General features: G+C 59.9%; 23 protein-coding genes. 15 read left to right on the top strand and 8 right to left on the bottom strand.

Features of this window, described 5'->3' with window-relative positions; genetic code table 11:
* Nucleotides 1–41: 41 nt before the first annotated feature.
* On the top strand, nt 42–1,196 hold the full coding sequence (locus EKL15_RS09625; protein WP_203089331.1) for a pyridoxal phosphate-dependent aminotransferase: 1,155 nt from the start codon (nt 42–44) through the stop codon (nt 1,194–1,196).
* Nucleotides 1,197–1,230: 34 nt separating this feature from the next.
* A complete protein-coding gene (locus EKL15_RS09620; RefSeq protein ID WP_203089329.1) occupies nt 1,231–2,010 on the top strand; it encodes an ABC transporter substrate-binding protein in 780 nt (259 codons plus the stop codon).
* Nucleotides 2,011–2,044: 34 nt separating this feature from the next.
* Here EKL15_RS09620 and ddlA read toward each other — a convergent pair whose 3' ends face one another.
* Nucleotides 2,045–3,148: a D-alanine--D-alanine ligase gene (gene ddlA, locus EKL15_RS09615; RefSeq protein WP_060387420.1), complete on the bottom strand. Its 1,104-nt coding sequence runs from the start codon at nt 3,146–3,148 to the stop codon at nt 2,045–2,047.
* A gap of 168 nt (nt 3,149–3,316) precedes the next feature.
* On the opposite strand from ddlA, the gene EKL15_RS09610 reads away from it, so the two are divergent.
* The 5 genes from EKL15_RS09610 to EKL15_RS09590 all read left to right on the top strand — a co-directional run bounded on the left by EKL15_RS09610 (nt 3,317) and on the right by EKL15_RS09590 (nt 8,329).
* The gene (locus EKL15_RS09610; RefSeq protein ID WP_006324220.1) at nt 3,317–3,520 is read left to right on the top strand and encodes a ParD-like family protein; all 204 of its coding nucleotides are present in this window, start codon (nt 3,317–3,319) and stop codon (nt 3,518–3,520) included.
* A complete protein-coding gene (gene map / locus EKL15_RS09605) occupies nt 3,517–4,311 on the top strand; it encodes a type I methionyl aminopeptidase (RefSeq protein ID WP_197813840.1) in 795 nt (264 codons plus the stop codon). The genes EKL15_RS09610 and map overlap by 4 nt, the downstream gene beginning before the upstream one ends.
* Nucleotides 4,312–4,436: 125 nt before the next feature.
* Entirely contained in the window at nt 4,437–6,143 is a 1,707-nt protein-coding gene (gene dld, locus EKL15_RS09600) for a D-lactate dehydrogenase (RefSeq protein ID WP_060440460.1), read from the top strand.
* A 231-nt stretch (nt 6,144–6,374) separates the two neighbouring features.
* Nucleotides 6,375–6,800 carry a PAS domain-containing protein gene (locus EKL15_RS09595; RefSeq protein WP_060421025.1) on the top strand — a complete coding sequence of 142 codons (426 nt, stop codon included), beginning with the start codon at nt 6,375–6,377 and terminating at the stop codon, nt 6,798–6,800.
* Nucleotides 6,801–6,805: 5 nt separating this feature from the next.
* Nucleotides 6,806–8,329: a sulfite reductase flavoprotein subunit alpha gene (locus tag EKL15_RS09590; RefSeq protein WP_203089327.1), complete on the top strand. Its 1,524-nt coding sequence runs from the start codon at nt 6,806–6,808 to the stop codon at nt 8,327–8,329.
* A gap of 13 nt (nt 8,330–8,342) precedes the next feature.
* On the opposite strand, the gene EKL15_RS09585 is transcribed toward EKL15_RS09590, so the two are convergent.
* Genes EKL15_RS09585 through EKL15_RS09575 form a run of 3 tightly spaced genes read right to left on the bottom strand, consistent with a single transcriptional unit; the run spans nt 8,343 to nt 11,036 of the window.
* Entirely contained in the window at nt 8,343–9,350 is a 1,008-nt protein-coding gene (locus EKL15_RS09585) for an iron ABC transporter permease (protein WP_060440462.1), read from the bottom strand.
* Entirely contained in the window at nt 9,347–10,303 is a 957-nt protein-coding gene (locus EKL15_RS09580; protein ID WP_180548250.1) for an ABC transporter substrate-binding protein, read from the bottom strand. Before EKL15_RS09580 ends, EKL15_RS09585 begins: the two co-directional genes overlap by 4 nt.
* 16 nt (nt 10,304–10,319) lie before the next feature.
* Nucleotides 10,320–11,036, bottom strand: coding sequence for an ABC transporter ATP-binding protein (locus EKL15_RS09575; protein ID WP_187322763.1), 717 nt, complete (start codon nt 11,034–11,036; stop codon nt 10,320–10,322).
* 565 nt (nt 11,037–11,601) lie between these two features.
* Between EKL15_RS09575 and EKL15_RS09570 the strand changes: the two genes are divergently transcribed.
* Nucleotides 11,602–12,453, top strand: coding sequence for a DMT family transporter (locus EKL15_RS09570; protein ID WP_203089325.1), 852 nt, complete (start codon nt 11,602–11,604; stop codon nt 12,451–12,453).
* A 57-nt stretch (nt 12,454–12,510) separates the two neighbouring features.
* Here the strand turns inward: EKL15_RS09570 and EKL15_RS09565 are convergent, their stop codons facing one another.
* Entirely contained in the window at nt 12,511–13,101 is a 591-nt protein-coding gene (locus EKL15_RS09565) for a Yip1 family protein (protein WP_004939641.1), read from the bottom strand.
* Nucleotides 13,102–13,306: 205 nt separating this feature from the next.
* Between EKL15_RS09565 and EKL15_RS09560 the strand changes: the two genes are divergently transcribed.
* The 7 genes from EKL15_RS09560 (at nt 13,307) to EKL15_RS09530 (ending at nt 17,864) form a co-directional block, all read left to right on the top strand.
* Entirely contained in the window at nt 13,307–13,774 is a 468-nt protein-coding gene (locus EKL15_RS09560) for an acyltransferase (RefSeq protein WP_060421008.1), read from the top strand.
* Nucleotides 13,774–14,316: a GNAT family N-acetyltransferase gene (locus tag EKL15_RS09555; RefSeq protein ID WP_100396140.1), complete on the top strand. Its 543-nt coding sequence runs from the start codon at nt 13,774–13,776 to the stop codon at nt 14,314–14,316. Before EKL15_RS09560 ends, EKL15_RS09555 begins: the two co-directional genes overlap by 1 nt.
* 104 nt (nt 14,317–14,420) lie before the next feature.
* Entirely contained in the window at nt 14,421–15,272 is an 852-nt protein-coding gene (locus tag EKL15_RS09550) for a DUF1460 domain-containing protein (protein ID WP_203089324.1), read from the top strand.
* A 130-nt stretch (nt 15,273–15,402) separates the two neighbouring features.
* Nucleotides 15,403–16,215: a MetQ/NlpA family lipoprotein gene (locus EKL15_RS09545; RefSeq protein ID WP_049201095.1), complete on the top strand. Its 813-nt coding sequence runs from the start codon at nt 15,403–15,405 to the stop codon at nt 16,213–16,215.
* Between the two features lie 152 nt (nt 16,216–16,367).
* A complete protein-coding gene (locus EKL15_RS09540; RefSeq protein ID WP_060440468.1) occupies nt 16,368–16,817 on the top strand; it encodes a type II toxin-antitoxin system PemK/MazF family toxin in 450 nt (149 codons plus the stop codon).
* A gap of 239 nt (nt 16,818–17,056) precedes the next feature.
* Complete coding sequence (locus EKL15_RS09535; protein WP_172906356.1) at nt 17,057–17,212, top strand: hypothetical protein; 156 nt, start codon at nt 17,057–17,059, stop codon at nt 17,210–17,212.
* A gap of 112 nt (nt 17,213–17,324) precedes the next feature.
* On the top strand, nt 17,325–17,864 hold the full coding sequence (locus tag EKL15_RS09530) for a GNAT family N-acetyltransferase (RefSeq protein ID WP_070914069.1): 540 nt from the start codon (nt 17,325–17,327) through the stop codon (nt 17,862–17,864).
* Nucleotides 17,865–18,093: 229 nt separating this feature from the next.
* Here EKL15_RS09530 and EKL15_RS09525 read toward each other — a convergent pair whose 3' ends face one another.
* The 3 genes from EKL15_RS09525 to EKL15_RS09515 form a co-directional block, all read right to left on the bottom strand.
* The gene (locus EKL15_RS09525) at nt 18,094–19,014 is read right to left on the bottom strand and encodes a DUF808 domain-containing protein (RefSeq protein WP_084826634.1); all 921 of its coding nucleotides are present in this window, start codon (nt 19,012–19,014) and stop codon (nt 18,094–18,096) included.
* 122 nt (nt 19,015–19,136) lie between these two features.
* The gene (locus tag EKL15_RS09520; protein ID WP_025301959.1) at nt 19,137–20,054 is read right to left on the bottom strand and encodes an AEC family transporter; all 918 of its coding nucleotides are present in this window, start codon (nt 20,052–20,054) and stop codon (nt 19,137–19,139) included.
* Nucleotides 20,055–20,065: 11 nt separating this feature from the next.
* Nucleotides 20,066–21,070, bottom strand: coding sequence for a TauD/TfdA family dioxygenase (locus EKL15_RS09515; protein WP_070914071.1), 1,005 nt, complete (start codon nt 21,068–21,070; stop codon nt 20,066–20,068).
* Between the last annotated feature and the right edge of the window lie 128 nt (nt 21,071–21,198).

Raw genomic sequence — 21,198 nt, 5'->3', positions numbered from 1 at the left:
GCTTAATCGCTCAACACTTCCCTGTTTGCCTGGAGCCCATCATGCAGAGCGCCTGTTCATCCCGCTCGAAGCTGCCGGACGTCGGCACCACCATTTTCACCGTCATTGGCCAACTCAGCGCAGAACATCAGGCCCTCAATCTGTCGCAGGGCGCGCCCAACTTCGCCGGCGACCCGCAGCTGATCGAGGCTACGGCGCAAGCCATGCGCGCAGGTCATAACCAATACGCGCCAATGAGCGGCGTGGCGGCGTTACGTGCTGCTCTGGCGGAAAAAGCTGAACGATTGTATGGCGCACGCTATGACGCCGACGAAGAAATCACGGTGATCGCCAGCGCCAGCGAAGGGCTGTACTCGGCGATCAGCGCGCTGGTGCATCCCGGCGACGAGGTGATCTATTTCGAACCGGCGTTCGACAGCTATGCGCCGATCGTGCGCCTGCAGGGCGCCACGCCGGTGGCGATCAAACTGTCGCTGCAGGATTTTCGCGTCGACTGGGACGAAGTGGCCGCCGCCATCAACGGCAAAACGCGCATGATCATCGTCAACACGCCGCACAACCCGACCGGCGCGGTGTTTGACGAGCACGACATCGAACGCCTGACCGCCCTGACCCGCGACACCGACATCGTGATCCTGTCCGACGAGGTCTACGAACACGTGGTGTTCGACGGCGATATTCACCACAGCATGGCGCGCTACCCGCAGCTGGCGGAACGCAGCGTGATCGTGTCGTCGTTCGGTAAAACCTACCACGTCACCGGCTGGCGCGTCGGCTACTGCCTGGCGCCGGCGGCGCTGATGGACGAGATCCGCAAGGTGCACCAGTTTATGGTGTTCTCCGCCGATACGCCGATGCAACACGCCTTCGCCGCCGCGCTCGCCAACCCGCAGAGCTACCTGGGGCTGGCGGCGTTTTACCAACAAAAGCGCGATCTGCTGGCCAGCGCCTTGCAGGATTCGCGCTTTGAGCTGCTGCCCAGCCACGGCAGCTTCTTCATGCTGGCCCGTTTTAGCGGCTTCAGTCACGAAAGCGACAATGATTTCGCCGTACGCTTGATCCGCGAAGCGAAGGTAGCGACGATCCCGCTGTCGGCGTTCTACAGCGACGGCACCAATACCGGCCTTATCCGGCTGAGTTTTTCCAAAGATAACGAGACCCTGCTGGAAGGCGCGCGCCGCCTGAGCCAGGCGTAATTTTTTGTCCGACCATGGGAAAGGGGCACTGCCTATGAAAGCACTGAAAACGCTGTTCGCCGCCGGATGCCTGTTGGCCGCCGGCTCTTCGCTGGCGGCGGAAAACAGCCTGCGCTTCGGCCTGGAAGCGCTGTATCCGCCGTTCGAATCCAAATCCGCCAACGGCAAACTGGAAGGGTTCGACATCGAACTGGGCGACGCGGTATGCGCCGCCGCGCAGTTGAAATGCAGCTGGGTGGAAACCTCGTTCGACAGCCTGATCCCGGCATTGCAGGCGCGCAAGTTCGACGCCATCAACTCGGCGATGAACGTGACCGAACAGCGGCGTCAGGCGATCGCCTTTACCGACGCCATCTATCAGGTGCCGAACCGCCTGATCGCCAAGGCCGACAGCGGCCTGCTGCCGGACGCCAAATCGCTGGCGGGCAAACACGTGGGCGTGCTGCAAGGATCGATTCAGGAGATTTACGCCAAAACCCATTGGGCGCCGGCGGGCGTGGACGTGGTGTCTTATCAGGATCAGAATCAGGTTTACCTCGATCTGGCGGCCGGTCGGCTCGACGCCACGCTGGTGATGGCGCCGTCGGGGCAAAGCGGCTTCCTGTCGCAGCCGGACGGCAAAGGCTTCGCCTTCGTCGGCGAGGCGGTGCGCGACGACAAAATCCTCGGTGAAGGTATCGCCTTCGGCCTGCGTAAAGGGGATGAGGCGCTGAAGAAAAAACTGGATGCCGCCATCGCCAAAGTGAAACAGCAAGGCACGGTGGCGGCGCTGTCTAAGAAGTATTTCGGCGACATCGACGTGACGGTGAAATGATAGACGGGGGCGGCACCGCCGCCCCCTGCCGCGTTTAGCGATCGAATACCGAACTGTTCAGCGCACGATCCTGCTGGTGGCGTTCCAGCGCCAATTCGATCAGGCGCGTGATCAGCGCCTGATAGCTGACGCCGCTGGCGGCCCACAGCTTGGGATACATGCTGATGTTGGTGAAGCCCGGCAGCGTGTTGATTTCGTTGATTACCACCTGGTTGTCCGGCGTCAGGAACACATCCACCCGCGCCAGTCCGAAGCACTCCAGCGTGCGGAACGCCTTCAGCGCCACCTCGCGGATGTGGTCGCTCACTTCCGGCGCGATTGCCGCCGGCACCACCACCTGAGCGCCCTGCTCATTGATGTATTTGGTGTCGTAAGAATAGAAGGCGTCGCTCAGCACGATCTCGCCGCACACGCTGGCCTGCGGATCGTCGTTGCCCAGCACCGCGCACTCGATCTCGCGGCCGACGATCGCCGACTCCACCAGCACCTTATGATCGAAGCTGAAGGCCAGCGATACCGCCGCGTCGAACTCGGCGCGGTTTTCCACCTTGCTGACCCCGACCGAGGAGCCCTGGTTGGCCGGCTTGACGAACAGCGGCAGGCCGAGGCGCTCGCTCAGTTGCTCAAACGTGAATCCGGCGCGGTTGGCGCGCGTCAGGGTGACGAACGGCGCCACCGCCAGCCCGGCGTCGCGCAGCAGGCGCTTGGTCACGTCTTTGTCCATGCTGACCGCCGAGCCGAGCACGCCGGCGCCGACGAACGGCATATTGGCCATGCGCAGCAGCCCCTGCAGCGAACCGTCCTCCCCCAGCGTGCCGTGCACGATCGGGAAGATGACGTCCAGTTGGCCCAGCGCGCCGGCGCTGCCCGCTTCGATCAGCTGTTGTTTTTCCTGGCCCGGGATCAGCGCCACGTTCTTGTTCGAGCGGTTCAGCGCGATCAGCGCCGGGTTCTCGGCGTTGAGCAGGTAGTTGGAGGCGTCGTTGATGTGCCACTGCCCCTGTTTGTCGATCCCCAGCAGCGTGACATCAAACTTCTCTTTGTCGATTGCATCCACAATGTTTTTGGCCGACTGCAGCGACACCTCATGCTCCGCCGATTTACCGCCAAAAATCACCCCAACACGTAGTTTAGTCACGCCTTAAATCCTTCTGAAAAATCATGGCAAAAAAGTCGTTCATCACAATAAACGCATTGTCTGGCGGCGGCAATCGTTGTTGCCAGAATCTTCTTACGCCACAGAATGCCACATCGCCACCATCCTAAACGTATACACTTCGTATATCGTTCACTCAGGGAGACGCCGATGGGCATCGTAAAAATTTCAGACGCGCTGCATGACGATCTGCGCCTCGCCAGCCTGACCATGACGCGTTCGATCAACGCGCAGGCCGAGTACTGGATCAAGATCGGCATGCTGGCGGAGTTCCATCCGGAACTGACCTACCCGCAACTGGTAAAAAAAATGATGAAAGATAATGCGCTGACGCTGAAGGAGATTGTCGGGTGAAACAGATTGTGATTAAAACGCCGGAAGAGATTGCCAAAATGCGCCATTCCGGCGCCCTGCTGGCGAAAGTGTTTGCTATGCTCGATGAGGTTATCGTCGAAGGCATCTCCACCATGGAGATCAACGACCGCGCCGAGGCGTTTATCGTCGAAGAGCTGAAGTCGCGCCCGGCCAGCAAAGGGCAGTATGATTTCCCCTATGTGCTCAACACCTCAATCGACGATGTGGTGTGCCACGGGGTGCCGTCGGCCAGCAAAATCCTGCGTTCCGGCATGATTATCAACGTAGACATCACGCTGGAAAACGGCGGCTATATCGCCGACTCCAGCAAGATGTACTGCGTCGGCCAGGTGACGCCGCTGGCCAAACGGCTGGTGAACAACGTCTATGAATCGATGTGGCAGGGCATTCGCGCGGTAAAACCGGGCGCGACCCTGGGGGATATCGGCCACGCCATCCAGCGGCACGCCGAGCAGGCCGGCTACAGCATCGTGCGGGAGTATTGCGGCCACGGCATCGGCCGCGATATGCATGAAGAGCCGGCGGTGTTGCACTACGGTCAACCCGGCAGCGGTATGGTGCTGCAGGAAGGCATGGTGTTCACCATCGAGCCGATGATCAATCAGGGCGACCGCCGCATCAAGCAGAAGAAAGACGGCTGGACGGTGGTGACGCGCGACAAAAAACTGTCGGCGCAGTGGGAGCACACCGTGGCGGTCACCGCCGACGGCGTGGAGATCCTGACGCTACGCGACGAAGAGCGCCGGGCCGGCTACGCCGAGCGCTACTAAACCCGCAAGCCATTAGCCTGGCAAGCTGATAGCTTAATAAGTTATTTAATTGATAACCTCTTAGCTTATATGCGGCACTCCGGCGCCGCGGTTAAAGCGACGGGGATGACAGGGAGACAGGCAGCATGCAGTCAGGCAATCAGGCATTTATCAACCAGCTTAAAGACATCGTCGGCGGCCCGCAGCTGTTGACCGGCGATCGCAACACCGAGCGCTATCGCAAGGGGTTCCGCTCCGGCGAAGGCCAGGCGCTGGCGGTGGTGTTTCCCACCAGCCTGCTGCAGCTGTGGCGCATTCTGCAGGCCTGCGTGGCCGCCGACAAAATCGTCATCATGCAGGCCGCCAATACCGGCCTGACCGAAGGATCGACCCCCAGCGGCAACGACTATGACCGTGATATCGTCATCGTCAGCACCCTGCGCCTCGACCATATTCAGGTGCTGGATAACGGCAAGCAGGTGGTCGGCTTCCCCGGCAGCACCCTGCACCACCTCGAGAAATTGCTCAAGCCCTACGGCCGCGAACCGCATTCGGTGATCGGTTCCTCCTGCATCGGCGCCTCGGTGATCGGCGGCGTGTGCAACAACTCCGGCGGCTCGCTGGTGAAACGCGGCCCGGCCTATACCGAAATGGCGCTGTACGCCCAGCTCGGGGAAGACGGCCAGCTGCGCCTGGTGAATCATCTGGGCATCCGCCTCGGCGACACGCCGGAAGAGATCCTCACCCGGCTGGAAAAAGGCGACTATCGCCCGACAGACGTCGAATACGGCGAGCTGCGCGCCTCAGATAACGAGTACGCCAGCCGGGTGCGTGACGTCGATGCCGACACCCCTTCCCGCTTCAACGCCGACAAACGCCGCCTGTACGAGGCCTCCGGCTGCGCCGGCAAGCTGGCGGTGTTCGCGGTGCGACTCGACACCTTCGAGAAAGAAGGCAAAGAGCAGGTGTTTTATATCGGCACCAACGACACCGCGGTGCTGACCGAACTGCGCCGCCACATGCTGAGCCAGTTCGAAAACCTGCCGGTGGCCGGTGAGTACATGCACCGCGATATCTTCGACATCGCCGAGGTGTACGGCAAAGACACCTTCATGATGATCGACAAGCTCGGCACCGATCAGATGCCGCGCTTCTTCACCCTGAAAGGCCGTATGGACGCCAGCCTCAACAAGCTGCCGCTGCTGCCGCACAACCTGACCGATCGGCTGATGCAGGGCCTGAGCCATCTGGCGCCGAGCCACCTGCCGAAGCGCATGAAGGAATACCGCGAACGTTTCGAACATCACCTGCTGCTGAAGATGGCCGGCCCCGGCGTAGACGAAGCGCAGCGCTACCTGACCGAGTACTTCGCCCAGGCCGAAGGCGCTTTCTTCACCTGCACGCCTGACGAAGGCAAAAAGGCCTTCCTGCACCGCTTCGCCGCCGCCGGCGCCGCCGTGCGCTACCATGCGGTGCACGCCGACAAGGTGGAGGATATTCTGGCGCTGGATATCGCCCTGCGCCGCAACGACACCGACTGGTTCGAAACCCTGCCGCCGGAGATCGACAGCCAGCTGGTGCATAAGCTGTATTACGGCCACTTTATGTGCCACGTCTTCCATCAGGACTACGTGGTGAAAAAGGGCGTCGACAGCCACGCGCTGAAGGAAAAGATGCTCGAGATCCTCAACCGGCGCGGCGCCGAGTACCCAGCGGAGCATAACGTCGGCCACCTGTACCACGCCAAGGCAGATCTGCAGGCGTTCTACCGCACCGCCGATCCGACCAACAGCTTCAACCCCGGCATCGGCAAAACCAGCAAACGTAAAGGCTGGGCCGAAGACCCCCACTAAGACCGCCCGATTGGCCCGCCGCCACACCCGGTGCGGGCTTCCTCTCCCCCTGCCTGCCTCGTCGTGACTTTTCTGCGCCCTTAAAGATGTATTTTTATTGCAACTTATAAATTTCCCGATTACCATTCACCGCACAATCGCAAATGAGAATCAATTACAAAGCTGTCATGACGGATACATGGCATCCGCCGTGGCAATCACCGCGAAGTTGTTAATGAGAAGGAACCTACCATGAGTCAGACCCTCGATTCCGCCCAGCTGTTGTCCGCGCTCGATAAAGTGATGGTGATCTCCACCACCGATCTGCAGGGCACCATCACCTACGTCAACGATCTGTTTTGCCAACTGACCGGCTTTTCCCGTGAAGAGCTGGTGGGCCAGCCCCACAGCATCGTGCGCCACCCTTCAGTGCCGAAAGCCGTTTACAAAGCGATGTGGGACACCATCAAGGCAGGCGGCATCTGGACCGGCATCATTCCGAACGTCGGCAAAGGCGGCGTGCTGTACGTGGTCGACACCACGGTGCAGCCGCTGTATGACGCCCAGGGCAATATCGCGGCCTATATCAGCATCCGCCGCGTGATCAACGATCTGATGACCGACTTCGAATCGGTGGAATTCGCCAAAGAACAGTTCGACAACCACTACGACAAGTAACCGCCATGGCCGACCTTATCGAACGCATCCTGATTGGTTACGGTTCGGAGTCGGGCAACGCCCGGGCGCTGGCGATGCGCCTGGGCGAGCAAAGCAGCCTGCAACCCTACCGCCCCGTCGTGAAAGAACTCAACGCCATCCAGCCCGCCGATGTGGGCGAACGTGACGCCCTGCTGATCGTCTCCAGCTCATTTGGCGACGGCGAACCGCCCGCCAACGCCGAGCGTTTTTCCGACGCGCTGGCGCAATGGCCGGATCGCCACCGGTTGTGCTACGCCATCTTCGGTCTCGGCGACACCGCGTACCCGCATTTCTGCGGCTTCACGCAGGCGCTGGATGCGCGTCTGACGCAATACGGCGCCCGCGCCATCATCAATCGCGTCGACGCCGACGTTAACTTCGAACCGTTCTTCGCAACCTGGCTGACGACGCTGGAGAAGGTGCTGGCCGGTGATGCCCAGGCCGGCCGCGATTTGCATCTGCGCGTGACCGCCTACGGCGAAGACCATGCGTTCAGCGCCGCCCTCCTTGAACGGCGGCCGCTCAGCGCACGCACGCCGCAGGCCTGGCACCTGCGGTTGAATATCGCCGGCAGCGGCATCGTTTACCGGGCGGGGGATACCGTCTATCTGTTGCCGGAGAACGACGAAGGATTATTGACCCGGCTGGCTGACTGGCTCGGCAGGCCGGAGACCGCCGACGCGCTGCACCGCCGGGAACTGCGCCAGCTCAGCAAAACGACGCTGCGCGAACTGGCGCAGTTGGCCGACAGCGAAGAGCTCAAAGGCTTGCTCAAGATCCGCCAGCGCAAAGCCCTGGAGAGCTATCTGTACGGCGCCGATCTGCTGGATGTACTGCACGATTTTTGCCCGCCGCAGACGGTCACGCTGGAGAACCTGTTGGCGCTGCTGCCCGTTTGCCTGCCGCGCGCCTACTCCATCGCTTCGGCAACGCAGGCAGAGAGCCTCGACCTGTGCGTGCGCGACGTACGATATGAACGCGACGGCCGCACCCGGCGCGGCACGGCGACCGGCTGGCTGCTCAGCCAACCCGGCCCTTTCCGCCTCTTCTGCCGCGCCAACCCCGGCTTTTACCTGCCGCGCGATACCACCGTGCCGGTGCTGCTTATCGGTACCGGTACCGGCATCGCGCCCTTGATAGGCTTGCTGCGCGAAATGGCCGCCCAGGGTGAACGGCGCGAAACCGTGCTGATCTTCGGCGAAAAACGGCGCGATGAAGACTTCCTGTATCACGAAGCGTTAGAAGCACTGAACGCGGCGGGCGTACTCACGCGCCTCATCACCGCCTTCTCGCGCGACGCCGCCGCCAAATATTATGTGCAGCATGCGATCGGCGAGCATGCCGATGCCATCAGCGGCTTGCTGCGGCGGGGAGCGCATGTCTACCTGTGCGGCAATCGCCAGTATCTGGAACATGCCGTGGCGACGGCGCTGGAGCAAGCCTGCGGGGCGGAAAACCTGTGGCAGACGCTGATTGAACAGCAGCGCCTGCATCTGGAGCTCTATTGAAACAGGGTGGCGTTCATCGTTCCGCACGCAGCAGCAAGGACACGATGAACGCGCCCCCCAGCCCGGCCGTAATGATGCCGATAGGCAGCTCCTGATGGGGGATCAGACTGCGGCTGAGCATGTCGCCGCCGGTCAGCAGCGTCGCCCCCAGCAGGCCGCACATCGGCACGGCCAAACGGTGGCGCACGCCCACCAGGCGCCGAGCCAGGTAGGGCACCATCAGCCCGACAAAGCCGATCACGCCCGTCAGCGAAACGAGAAACGCCGTGGACAGTGCGCAGCACAGAAAGGTCTCGGTGCGCAGGCGCGCCACGTTGACCCCCATCGAATGGGCGGTTTGCTCGCCCGCCAGCAGCGCGTCCAGCGCCCGCCAACGCAGCGCCGTAAACCCGGCCAGCAGCACGAAACTCGCCAGCGGAATGAACAGATTATCCCAGCGCGCCAGCCCCAGCCCGCCGAGCGACCAGAACAACACCGAACCGGCCGCCCGCTGATCGCCGGAAAACACCAGGTAGCTAGTGAGCGCGCTGAACAAAAACGAGACCGCCAGGCCGCAGACGATCAGCTGCTCGGCGCGCCTGACCCGGCCGACGCGAAACAGGATCATCACCGCCAAGGCGGACAAAACGCCGCCGGCGAAGGCGGACAGCGGCAACGTCAGCGCGCCCAGCGCATCGCCGAAGCGCGTGATGACCAGCACCGCGCCGGCGGAGGCGCCGGAGGAGAGTCCAAATAAAAAAGGATCGGCCAGCTCATTGCGGGTGGTGGTCTGCAGCAGCGCGCCGGTCATCGCCAGCCCGGCGCCGGTCAAGGCCGCCAGCAAGACTCTGGGCACCCGCAGTTGCACGACGATAGTGTCCAGCATGCCGGAGAGGGGCGCCGATGAAAGCCCCAATGCCGCCATCGTCTGCCGCCATGACAGCACGACGCTGCCCAGCTGCAGGCTCCAGATCATTAACCCGCATAATACCGACAGCGCCAACGGCGCGAGCAGCATAAACCGCCGGGTCGGTGAGTTCATTCAGCCTCCGGCGCGTACAGCGCCCGCGCCAGCTTTTCCACTGCGCCGATGTTGGCCGGCCCCGGCGTCAGCTCCGCATACTGCAGTTTCAGATAGCGGTGGTGCCGTACGGCAGGCGTTAATTTCATCAACGGGTGGGACTCGAGGAAGCGCCGCAGCGCATCGGCACCCGATCCGGTCTGGTAATCCAGCAGAATAATGAAGTCGGGCTCGGCCGCCGCTACCGCCTCCCAGGACGCCGTCGTCCAACTCGCCGGCAAGCCGTCCATCACGTTGCGGCCGCCCGCCGCTTCGACGATCGCCGTCGGCATCGCGTATTTGCCGCTGGTGAAAGGCTTCTCCTCCCCCGAGTCATAGACGAATACCTTGAGCGGCGCCTGGCCCGCCGGCCTGGCGGGCAGCGCAGCCAACCGGCGCTTCCAGCCCTCAACCAGCGCGGTGGCCTCTTGCCGCTTGCCGAAAATCTTGCCGAGCTTCAGCTCATCGTCATACAGCAGGTTCATATCGGCCTTTTGCGGCCGCCCGCCGGCCTGTACGCAGCTCTCGCTCAGCACCAGCGTTTTGATGCCGAACGGGGAGAGCTTCTCCGGCGTGACGTCGCCGCCGATCTTCATGCCGTAATTCCAGCCGGCGAAAAAGAAATCCGGCTGTGCCGCCAGCAGCGTTTCCAAAGCGGGATATTTCGGCGCCAGTTCGGGAATGGCGCCCATCGCGGCCTTGAAGTCGGGCGTCAGTTTGTACCAGCCGGTGATGCCGGTCAGCCCGACAATGCGATCCTGCAGATGCAGTGCAAAGGCCATCTCGGCCATGTTGATGTCGTTGATGACGGCGCGCTGCGGCGCCTGGTTGAAGGTGACCGGCACACCGCAGCTTTCTACGGTGACGGGAAAATGTTCGGCCGCTGCCGACCTGGCGGCCAGCAGCAGAAGCAGGATGAATACGCGTGCGTTCATGTTTCTCTCTGGTTGATCAAGCGCAATGGGGAACGTCAAAAATGCGCAGCGTTTTCCCGCTGACGGGATGCGCCACCTTGAAACTGTTCATGCCGAACACCGGCAAAATCACCGGAGTTTGCAACACCGCCTCGGGCGTACCACAGGCGACCTGGCGGCTTTCGTTCAGCACCAGGATCCGATCGGCAAACGCCTCTGCCACGGGCAAATCGTGCAGCACCGCAATCACGGCAATCTCTTTATTTTTCACTAACGACAGCAGCGCCGAGCGCCCGGGCGGATCGAGGTGATTGGTCGGTTCATCCAGCAACAACAGATCGGGAGACTGCGCCAACGCCCGAGCCAGCGCAGCGCGCTGACGCTGGCCGCCCGAGAGCCGCCCCAACGGGCGGTGCCTGAGCGGCGCCAGCCCGGTTTCCCCGATGGCCTCGTCAACGATGCGTTTTCCCGCCGCAGAGCGTTCGCCATGCGGTAAACGGCCCAACGCCACGTAGTCCTCAACCGACAGCCGCAAATCCGGCAGATCGTTTTGCGCCAGAAAGGCGATGCTTCTGGCGCGCTCCGCCGCCGGCCACTCGGACAAGGCTTGCCCTCGCCAGTAAATGCCGCCGCTGTCCGGCCGCGTTTCGCCGATCAGGGCGCGCAACAGGCTGGACTTGCCGCTGCCGTTAGGGCCGATCACCGCCAGCTTTTCACTGGAACGGAGCGCGAAATGGATGTTGTCGAGTATCAATGCCCCGCCATGGCCGGCCAGGCTAACCCTATCAACGTGGAGGATGTCGCAAACTGGATTCATCATGCATCAATTGTTATATTATAACATATCAATATATTTATCACGATTGCCCGCCTTCTGCAAAAGCGAATCGCAACGTCTTTTGCCGTGCCCCCTGCGTCAACACTGCGCGGCCAAAGCAACATAGCACAGCCTTTTATTAATGATAATGATTTTCATTATCAATTAAGTAATGATGATTTCCGATTGCGCATCCCGGCGAACCTGGTTATGTTTGAAGCGATTAGTTTCATTCCCGATTTTCAGGAACTCACATGACCTACCTGGCGCACAGCACAGATCCGACAGACGCGACCGTTCCGGCCGTCGTTTTGCTGTGTGCTTCCTCCGCTCCACCCGCCGTTTCCTCTGTCGTTTCAGCGGTTGCCGCTTACCCGCCACGCATTGTGGTTGTGCGCTAAGCCAAACCGACTTTTTACCTCCGGCTTATTGATCTGTTGCGTTCAGGCGTAGACCGCCGCGCGCGCCGGAGCCTGTAATTTTCACGACAGGTGAAATTGACATGCGATTACCTTCTCTCTGGGCCAATGCCGGCCTGGCTACGCTGTTCGTCCTGCTTTGGAGCAGCGGCGCGATCTTCTCCCGTTGGGGGTTGGAACACGCCTCCGCCTTCGCTTTCCTGTTCTTCCGCTGCGCCATCGCGCTGGCGGTGCTGTTGGCCATCGGCCTGTGGCAGCGCCAGTGCCTGCCCGCTCCCGGCACCCGCCGGCGCGTCGCGCTGATTGGCGTGTTGATGATCGGCAGCTATCAAATCTGCTATCTGCTGGCGCTGGAACAGGGTATTACGCCCGGCGTGCTGGCCACGCTGCTCGGCGTACAGCCGATCCTCACCCAGTTCATCACCGAACGGCGCTGCACCGGGCTGCGGGCGCTCGGCCTGGCGCTGGCAATGGCCGGGCTGACGCTGGTGGTGTACCAAAGCCTGATGGTGGCCCACTTCTCGCTGAGCGGCATGCTGTTCGCCTTTATCGCGCTGGGCTGCATGACCGCCGGCACCCTGCTGCAAAAAGGCATGACGCAGCCGCCGCTGGCGGTCTTGCCGCTGCAGTATGCCGTCGGGTTGCTGATGTGTACGCTGGCGCTGCCGTTTGAGCCGCTGCGGGTCGAATGGGGGCCGGCGTTCGTGCTGCCGCTGCTGTGGATGGCGGTGGTGATCTCGGTGCTGGCGACCTTCTTGCTGTATCGCCTGATCCAGCGCGGCAACCTGGTGCAGGTCACCAGCCTGTTCTATCTGATCCCGGCGGTGACCGCCCTGCTGGACTACCTGTTGCTCGGCCACGCGCTGGCGGCGCTGAGCCTGCTGGGCATGGCGGGCATCGTGCTCGGTGTGATGCTGGTTTTCCGCCGCGTATAAAAGCAAAAGCCCCCGCGCCGTTCCACCGGCGCGGGGGCGATAACAACAGCCGTTAACTCAGAACAACCAGGAACCGTACCCCCACAGCAGCACCGTCACCCCAAGCAACAGCTCGAGCAACAGGATACCGATAGCGAAGGTCGAGCTGGAGAAGATGAACCCTTCCTTACTGTCGATATTCAGGAAGTGCGGGATCCCCAGATTCAGCAGATAGCCCGAATAGCACAGGCCGATAATGCCGACAAACAGACACAGCCAGACGACCGGATAGAGCGCCACAATCCCGCTGAGGAACATCGGGGTCGCCACGTAGCCAGCAAACACCATGCAGCGGTGCAGGCTGGGGCGCGATTCATAGCGCCGCGCCATCCAGTGAATGACTTTCCCCATGGCCGCTACGCCCGCCAGCATCAGCAGGTAAAACGCCACGGCGGTATAAAGCGCGGTAAACATGTCGAGCCTGATGGCATGTCCCTCGCCGGAGAGCCAGCCCAACTGGGTGGTGCCGATAAAGGCGCAGACCACCGGGATTGCTGCCAAGAGCAACACGTGATGGGTGTATAGGTGCGAGACGCTTTCATTCTCGCTTTTGATCTGTTCGAACTCGGCGCTGGGATGCGCCAGAAGTCCCCAAACATGACTGACCATGAGACACCTCCTATCTCGCCGTAGGCCGCGATCGGCGAACGAATTTCACACCTCCGACGGACAGCTACCCGTGCGAGGATTGCGGCCACGGGGCTCTCTCCCCTGTACTAATTATAGTCTTTCGGCGAAAAAACGTGCGGAAAGCGCAACGCCGCAACGCTTTGTCTTATACTCCCACCATAAAAACCAGGCTGCGAGGAAGGTCATGTCATCCGTTATCACCACCCGCCAGGCGGGGATCGTCGACGTCGACGCCGGGCGCAACGTCACAGTAGTCGAGCCCAGCAATCTGTACGGCTGCCGGCTCGGCGACGATGTCTTCGTCGGCCCGTTCGTGGAGATCCAGCGCCACGTCAGCATCGGCGCGCGCAGTAAAATTCAGTCGCACAGCTTTATCTGCGAATACGTCACCCTCGGCGAAGCGTGCTTTGTCGGCCACGGCGTCACCTTCGCCAACGATCTGTTCAAAGACGGCGCGCCCAATGCCGATCCGGCCAGCTGGGGGCGCACGCGCGTCGGCGATCGGGTGTCCATCGGCTCCGGCGCCACGATCCTGGCGGTGGAGATCTGCAGCGACGCGGTGATCGGCGCCGGGGCGGTCGTGACCCGCGACATTACCCGCAAGGGAATTTATGCCGGCAACCCGGCGCGCCTGCTGCGGGAGCTGCCATAATGACCCCGGCCATCCGCATCGCGGCCATTGAGGCGCTGCCCGATGATTACCTGACGCGCGGCGATTTCAGCTTTACCATCCGCTGTTACGCCCTGCCGCAGTTCGACTGCCCGGTCGACAGCTGGCCAACCCGCCCGGTGGCGCCGTTTCGTAAACAGTATCCCCTGGCGCCGTTCGCCAACGAAGACAGCGTGACCTTCCTGGCGTATCGCCAGGACGAAGCCGTTGGCCACATCACGCTGAGCAAAAACTGGAACGGTTACACCTTGATCGACGAGATCGCGGTCAGCGCTCACGCGCGCCGTCAGGGCATCGCCGGGGCACTGCTGGACTGCGCCAAACAGTGGGCGCGGCAGCAGGAAACCTCGGGTATGATGCTCGAAACGCAGAACAACAATCTGGCCGCCTGTCGCTGCTACCAGCATTACGGGTTTATTCTCGGCGGCATCGACCGTTTGCTGTACCGCGCCGAGCCGGAGATCGCCGATCACGAAATCGCGCTGTTCTGGTATTTGCCGTTCAATAGCGAAATCGGTTACTGATTTATCGGCCGCCATTGAGGCTATGTTTACTTTTTAACCCCTACCATCGGATGAGAACTGTTATCACTTACTCTGATAAACCAGCGACACCCAGGGAGGGCCGTATGAACCAGAACAAGGTTGTTTTACTGATGTTAGCTATCGCCATGAGCGGATGCGCCGATCGCCCCGCCGCCGTCACCCCCGCAACGCCGCCGACCGAGGTCACCGTTTCGCCGCCGGGCGTGCAGCCGGAGATGGACGCCAGCACCCGCAGCAAGCTGCGTGAGATCCTCACGCTGCGCGCCGGTTGGCCCGCCGCACAGCCGCACGGCCGCACCGTCGATTTGATTTCGCGCGAGTTTCTCGGCACGCCCTATCTCGCCAACCGCCTGATCGGTTCGCAAAGCACGCCCGAGCAGTTGGTGATCGACTTCCGCGGGCTGGATTGCTTCACCTACATCGATTATGTGGAAGCGCTCAGCACCGCCCGCAGCGAGGGCGAGTTCGTTCAGCGTCTGGTCGACATTCGCTACGTCGACGGCAAAATCGCCTTCCCGCAGCGCAAACACTTCTTCACCGACTGGGCGCAACGGCCGCACCAGGTGGCCGAAGACATCACCGCGCAGCTCAGCCCGCACGCCGTTACCCTCGTGAAAAACCTCAACCGCAAAGCGGACGGCAGCAGCTACCTGCCCGGTTTACCCAACGTACAACGCAGCGTGACCTATATCCCCAGCGACAACGTTGACGACAAAGTGCTGGCCCAGCTGCGCACCGGCGATTACATCGGTATTTACACCAACCTGGACGGGCTGGACGTGACCCACACCGGCATCTTCGTGATGACCGACAGCGGCCCGGTGCTGCGCAACGCCTCTTCGCGCAAGGCCAACATGCGGGTGGTCAATTCGCCTTTTATGGATTACGTGATGGCTACGCCGGGCATCGTGGTGCTGCGTTCGCTCAGCCGATAATCCCCCGCCGCATAACGGCTATAAGCTATAGCCGTTTATGCTGAACGAGCGTTTGACTTCATCGGCGGTTCAGGCTTAGCTGTAAGGACAAAAAACAACTGATTTTATTGTTCTTTTCAGGGAGACTTCGATGACCTTACGCTGGCGTATCACCCCTCTGGCGGCGGCCTTCGCCGCCGTATTGGCACTTCAGGGCTGCGATCAAAAAACCGATCGGGACCATATCAAAGTCGGCGTCATCAACGGCGCGGAACAGGATGTGGCGGAAGTCGCCAGGCAAGTGGCGAAAGAGAAATATGGTCTGGACGTCGAGCTGGTCGGTTTCAGCGGTTCGCTGCTGCCGAACGACGCTACCGACAAGGGCGAATTGGACGCCAACGTGTTCCAACACCGCCCGTTCCTCGAACAGCAAAACAAAGATCACGGCTATAAGCTGGTGGCAGTCGGCAATACCTTTGTCTTCCCGATGGCCGGCTACTCCAAAAAGATAAAATCGCTCAAAGAGCTGCCGGACGGCGCGGTGATCGCCATCCCGCTTGATCCGACCAACCTGGGGCGCGCCCTGCTGCTGCTGGAAAAAACCGGGTTGATTACGCTGAAACAAGGTAAGGGGTTGTTGCCCACCGCCCTGGACATCAGCGCCAACCCGCACCATTACCAAATCATGGAGCTGGAAGGCGCGCAGCTGCCGCACGTGCTGGACGATCCAAAGGTCACCGTCGCCGTCATCAGCACCACCTACATCAACCAGACCGGTCTGACGCCGACCAAAGACGGCATCTTCATCGAGGATAAGGACTCGCCGTACACCAACATCATCGTCACCCGCGAAGACAACAAGGACGCGCCGAACGTGCAGAACTTCATCAAGGCCTACGAGTCAGACGAAGTGGCCAAGGCCGCCGAGAAAATCTTCAACGGCGGCGCGGTGAAAGGCTGGTAAATTCGGCCACCATCAAGGCGGATTCTGCGTACGAATCCGCAATATTTCACTTTCATTCCCCGTTTCCTTACGCCACACCTTTCTCTAAAAGCAAAACGCCCGCATGCTCACTCCTCCATAACACGGATTGTTCACAACAAAGGAGTGTCTCGATGCCGATCAAATTTGCCCCCAAGGTCGGGGAAATTCTTGAGTGCAACTATGGCAACTATCCCCTCTCAGTCTGCCAACCGTATGAAGCCGGCTTTTATGATGGCCACATTCCACCAGAAATGGTGAAGAACCGTTTAGTTGTTGTGTTAAACGGCAAAATTAACGGCAACGCCTGCATTATCGTACCGCTGTCGACCACCAGAGATTCGAACAAGATCGAACGGGGATTGCACATCGAAATTACGCGTGAACTCATCGAAGATATGAGATTCTTTCATCCGCAAACGCGCTGGGCAAAGGGCGATCTGGTGCAGCAAGTCAGCCGCCAACGGCTGAACAGAGCCCGTAAAGAGAGAGGCTTTCTTACCCAATGTCTGTCGCGCGAGCTTGTTGCTGACATACAACGCGCCGTCATTAAGTCGATCAATGCCAAAAATATGCTGTTCTGACCAGTACGCTGTTGTTGACAAAACAGACAAATCAGGTGAAATTGTCGCCGTAGCCGATAAAGGCCCTTATGCTATACCTTCCCTTTCAGGGACCTGCGAAGCCCAGCCATCCAGCTGGGCTTTTGCCTCTCTGGCGCCCACCGATTTTTAAAACGTCATCTTTTCTTCCCACTCTTGTCCCTTACGTGGCGTCAGGCTTTAGTATCCCGGCACGCACAAGGGAGGAGCTAGATCGGTTATTGAAAATCGGCGAACTGGCGCGCCGGATGGGCGTTTCACTGGCGGAAGCCGGGGCAATTCTGGCGCGTTCAGGGCCGGCGCTTCCGGCGGTGATTGAGCAGCAGATCGCCATGTTGGACCCGCAGTTGGCACAGAGCGCTGCATTGTGCGGCTGACAACCCCATAGGGTTTTCTTATCTCAACATAAGAAAACCCGATTTACCCCGGCGGTGAGCGGCGCGCATAATGGCGTTTATCCGCTGATTTCCAAGGTAAACAGGCATTACCATGACGCTCTCCGCTCCCGTACTCAGCCTCCTCGATGCCACGCCGGACGATATGGCCGCCGTGCTGCGCATTTACACCCACCACGTGCTGTACGGTGCCGCCTCGTTTGAAGAACAGCCGCCGACCCTGGCGGAAATGCAGCTGCGGCTGAGCAAGGTGCAAGAAGCCGGGCTGCCCTGGCTGGTGGCGAAAAGCGAAGGCCGTATTGTGGGCTACTGCTATGCCACGCCGTATCGCCCCAGGCCGGCCTATCGCTTTACCGTGGAAGACTCGGTGTATATCGCCGAGGGGCAACAGGGCAAAGGCGTCGGCAAGGCGCTGCTGAGCGCGCTGATCGCCCGCTGTGAGCAAGGCCCCTGGCGCCAGATGCTGGCGATCGTCGGCGATTCCGCCGCCAACCGCGGCTCGCTGGCGCTGCACCAGTCGCTCGGCTTTACCAGCGTTGGGACGCTAAAGGCCGTGGGGTTCAAACTGGGGGAATGGCGCGACACCCACATCATGCAGCGCGCGCTGGGCGCGGGCGACAATCAGCATCCCTGAATGCATGGCGACGCACGATAGAGAGTTAGCGTCTATAGTGAAGAGTGATTTCATTGAGTTAGCGCCAATCGCGCACGCCATTTAACCGATAAGGGAGAAGTGAATGAAAATTATTCTGTGGATTGTCGCCATCATTTTCATCGTGGGTTTATTGACGATTACCGGCGTTTTCAAACTGATTTTTTAAAGCGTCTGCACCGTCCCGCCCCTCTCGGGGCGAGACTTTTCATCATGCCTTGAAACGCGCGCGTACCGCGCCCAGCGCCGACATCACCGCCAGCACCACGCCGCCGGCCACCAGCCCGAACGCCACGTTCAGCAGAGCCGGAACCACCCCCTGCAAGATATGGCCAAACGTCGGTACCACCGTGGTGTACGAGGCCCAGTCTTCGAAAAGGTGATGCACCGGCGGCAGACCGTGGGTCAGGATGCCACCGCCGACCATAAACATGGCGACCGTGCCGACGATCGACAACGTTTTCATCAAATAAGGCGCGGCACGCACGATGCCGCCGCCGAGGGAGCGCGCTAACGCGCTGCTTTTGCGGCTCAGATACAACCCCAGATCGTCCAGCCTGACGATGCCGGCGACGATGCCATACACGCCGAGCGTCATCACGACGGCGATGCCGCACAAAACGATCACCTGCTGGCTGAAGGTGGCGCCGGCAACGGTGCCCAGCGTGATGGCGATAATCTCGGCGGAGAGCACGAAATCGGTGCGTATTGCGCCTTTCACCTTGCGCTTCTCATAGGCCGCAGCGTCCTCATTGGCGCCGGGCCCGTCCGATTTTTCCTCCTGCGCCGCCTTGCCGTGGCTCAGGCTGTGAAACACCTTTTCGAACCCTTCGTAGCACAGGTAGGCGCCGCCCACCATCAGCAGCGGCGTAATCGCCCAGGGTGCAAAAGCGCTGATCAGCAGCGCCAGCGGCACCAGGATCGCCTTGTTGATCAACGAACCTTTGGCGACGCTCCACACCACCGGCAGTTCGCGATCGGCTTTAACGCCGGTGACCTGCTGCGCGTTGAGCGCCAGATCGTCCCCCAGCACCCCGGCGGTTTTTTTTGCCGCCATTTTGCTCATTAACGAGACGTCGTCCAACAACGAGGCGATGTCGTCGATGAGGGTAAGTAAGCTACTTCCTGCCAAAATGATTCATCCTTTTCATATTCACGGGCCATTCTATTTTTAGCATAGCGGTAAAGCGTCATGAAAGGATATGAGAGGATTGCGGAAAACGCCGGGCGGGCGAATGCCGCCCGGCGCCGGCGTTAGAGCGCTACGCTGCCCAGGATGAACGTCACGGTGATAACCGACAGCAGCGTCGTCCAGGTGATGATGGAGGCCATCGCTTCATGATCGCCCCCCATTTGCCGCGCCAGAATATAGGCGTTGCCGGCGCAAGGCACGGCGGAATAGAGAATGGCGATGCTGGCCGGCACGCCGGTAGCACCGAAGTAGTGCACCAGCGCAATGGTAATCAGCGGCATGGCCACCAACTTCAGCACGGTCGCATAAGAGATGGAAACCAGCTTGCGGATATGCATGCTGACGATCAACCCTGCGCCGACCGACATCAGGCTCAGCGGCGTGGCGGCGTTGGAGAGATAAACGAACAGCTGTTTAAGCGCGCCGGTAATGTGCAGGTTGCACAGGTTCATCAGCACCCCGAACAACGCGCCGATGATCAGCGGGTTTTTCGTCAGCGCCAGCAGCGCGCCGCTCAGGCTTTTCTTGCTGCCGGTGCCGTAGTGGTTCATCACCAACACGCTCATGATGTTGGTCAGAATGATCATGTATGCCACGAAGAAACCGGACAGTGCCACCCCTTCGCTACCGAACAGCGATTGCGACAGCGCGATGAATACATAAGAGTTGTATCTGACTCCGCCCTGAAAAATGGAGGTAAACAGATCGGCCGACGTATTGAAGAACAGTTTGCCAACGAAAATAATCAACGCGATGGCCAGCGTGGAAACAATGGTCGCCACTACGGGATAAAAGCTGTCCGCGCCGCTAAAATCCGCCTCACTGATATCCAATATCAACAGCGCCGGAAAAAACAGGTAATAAACGAATTTGTCTGAGAAGCCCCAAAATACGGCGACGTCTTTAACATAGAGTTTTGACAAATAGCCCAGCACGATTAACAAAAAAATCGGCAATATAGAAAGAAAAACGTTCAGCATGAATAATAACCTTAAATCGAGAAAATGCGCTCTTCAACCTGATTGAGGTTGCGGTGATTCCACAAGCTTGCCGAAATGAAGACGCGTTGCACCCAGCGCAACGGCGTATCTCTTTCATCGAAAGAAGGCGTGAATTTATCGCGCGAATGCAGCGCAAAGCGGTTATCGATATACACCAAATCGCCCGGGCAAATATCGATGCCGATGGCGTTTTCTTTCACCAGCCCGTAGAAACGCTCCAGCGCGGCTTCCGCTCGCGGCGTGCTGGCCGCAATCATGCCGGGATAGAAGACGGCGCTCACATCCGGCAATACGTGATTTTGCGAAATCAGCGGCACAAGCGCGGTTTCTTCCCGCCCGGCCTGCGTGGATTGGCGCCAGCGGTAAGGCAGTTTGATGCTGTACAGCGGGCTGGCCAGCATTTCGACGTCCTCGCGGCTCAGTTGAGCGATCGCCAGACGCGAATCGGAGATGCGCGTCATCGGGCTGTGCGGATCGCGGCGCACACCGGCCAGCAGCAGGCCCATCGGCGAGACGTTGAACTGTTCCAGGTGTTTCAGCGCCGCATTTTCAATATGGAAGTCCAGTTCAACATCGAACCCCAGACCGGTATACTCTTTTTTGGCTTCACGTTTGGGGATCAGATTATTAATCAGCTCCTTCCCCTCGAAATACATCGAATAGGGCTCACCGATTAGCGAAGAAATACCCACCAACAGGTTTTCGCTGATATTCCCGGATTTGGCCGAAGGCGTGTATTGGTTCGGACAAGGGGAAAAGAAAACTTCTTTATCCACCGGCACATTTTTTAAAATAAGGTAAGGCCGTGGTTTGATTGACGCCTTTTGCTGGCTTAATGCGGCGCTTAATCTGTGGGGCAAATGGGTAATCATCGCCGTTCGTATAGCGTGAATATACGCATCACCGCCGGCGGGATCGTAAGCAATTTTATCTAATGCCGAAAATAACTCGTTTCGTTCCTGATCCGTCAATTGAAAGACGTTTTGGTAATCCATCCTGAGCATTCCTTGACAATAAGAATATCATTAGCAAGCCTAATGAAAGCGGCAGGATGTTAACACTTTGCAATCAAATTCATAAAGATTTATTAACTAATTTCGTGATCTTAATCACCACTCCTCCG

The organism is Serratia sp. 4542 (assembly GCF_016805595.1).
GTDB classification, from domain to species: domain Bacteria; phylum Pseudomonadota; class Gammaproteobacteria; order Enterobacterales; family Enterobacteriaceae; genus Serratia; species Serratia nevei.
The sequence above is the reverse complement of the archived record's forward strand: the minus strand, read 5'-3'. Positions and strand labels throughout refer to the sequence as shown.

What these genes read in the sequence shown, in the direction of transcription:
- EKL15_RS09625 (WP_203089331.1), top strand. Translation starts at nt 42, where the DNA reads ATGCAGAGCGCCTGTTCATCCCGCTCGAAGCTGCCGGACGTCGGCACC.
- EKL15_RS09620 (WP_203089329.1), top strand. Translation starts at nt 1,231, where the DNA reads ATGAAAGCACTGAAAACGCTGTTCGCCGCCGGATGCCTGTTGGCCGCC.
- EKL15_RS09610 (WP_006324220.1), top strand. Translation starts at nt 3,317, where the DNA reads ATGGGCATCGTAAAAATTTCAGACGCGCTGCATGACGATCTGCGCCTC.
- dld (WP_060440460.1), top strand. Translation starts at nt 4,437, where the DNA reads ATGCAGTCAGGCAATCAGGCATTTATCAACCAGCTTAAAGACATCGTC.
- EKL15_RS09595 (WP_060421025.1), top strand. Translation starts at nt 6,375, where the DNA reads ATGAGTCAGACCCTCGATTCCGCCCAGCTGTTGTCCGCGCTCGATAAA.
- EKL15_RS09590 (WP_203089327.1), top strand. Translation starts at nt 6,806, where the DNA reads ATGGCCGACCTTATCGAACGCATCCTGATTGGTTACGGTTCGGAGTCG.
- EKL15_RS09585 (WP_060440462.1), bottom strand. Translation starts at nt 9,350, where the DNA reads ATGAACTCACCGACCCGGCGGTTTATGCTGCTCGCGCCGTTGGCGCTG.
- EKL15_RS09580 (WP_180548250.1), bottom strand. Translation starts at nt 10,303, where the DNA reads ATGAACGCACGCGTATTCATCCTGCTTCTGCTGCTGGCCGCCAGGTCG.
- EKL15_RS09570 (WP_203089325.1), top strand. Translation starts at nt 11,602, where the DNA reads ATGCGATTACCTTCTCTCTGGGCCAATGCCGGCCTGGCTACGCTGTTC.
- EKL15_RS09565 (WP_004939641.1), bottom strand. Translation starts at nt 13,101, where the DNA reads ATGGTCAGTCATGTTTGGGGACTTCTGGCGCATCCCAGCGCCGAGTTC.
- EKL15_RS09560 (WP_060421008.1), top strand. Translation starts at nt 13,307, where the DNA reads ATGTCATCCGTTATCACCACCCGCCAGGCGGGGATCGTCGACGTCGAC.
- EKL15_RS09555 (WP_100396140.1), top strand. Translation starts at nt 13,774, where the DNA reads ATGACCCCGGCCATCCGCATCGCGGCCATTGAGGCGCTGCCCGATGAT.
- EKL15_RS09550 (WP_203089324.1), top strand. Translation starts at nt 14,421, where the DNA reads ATGAACCAGAACAAGGTTGTTTTACTGATGTTAGCTATCGCCATGAGC.
- EKL15_RS09545 (WP_049201095.1), top strand. Translation starts at nt 15,403, where the DNA reads ATGACCTTACGCTGGCGTATCACCCCTCTGGCGGCGGCCTTCGCCGCC.
- EKL15_RS09540 (WP_060440468.1), top strand. Translation starts at nt 16,368, where the DNA reads ATGCCGATCAAATTTGCCCCCAAGGTCGGGGAAATTCTTGAGTGCAAC.
- EKL15_RS09530 (WP_070914069.1), top strand. Translation starts at nt 17,325, where the DNA reads ATGACGCTCTCCGCTCCCGTACTCAGCCTCCTCGATGCCACGCCGGAC.
- EKL15_RS09520 (WP_025301959.1), bottom strand. Translation starts at nt 20,054, where the DNA reads ATGCTGAACGTTTTTCTTTCTATATTGCCGATTTTTTTGTTAATCGTG.
- EKL15_RS09515 (WP_070914071.1), bottom strand. Translation starts at nt 21,070, where the DNA reads ATGGATTACCAAAACGTCTTTCAATTGACGGATCAGGAACGAAACGAG.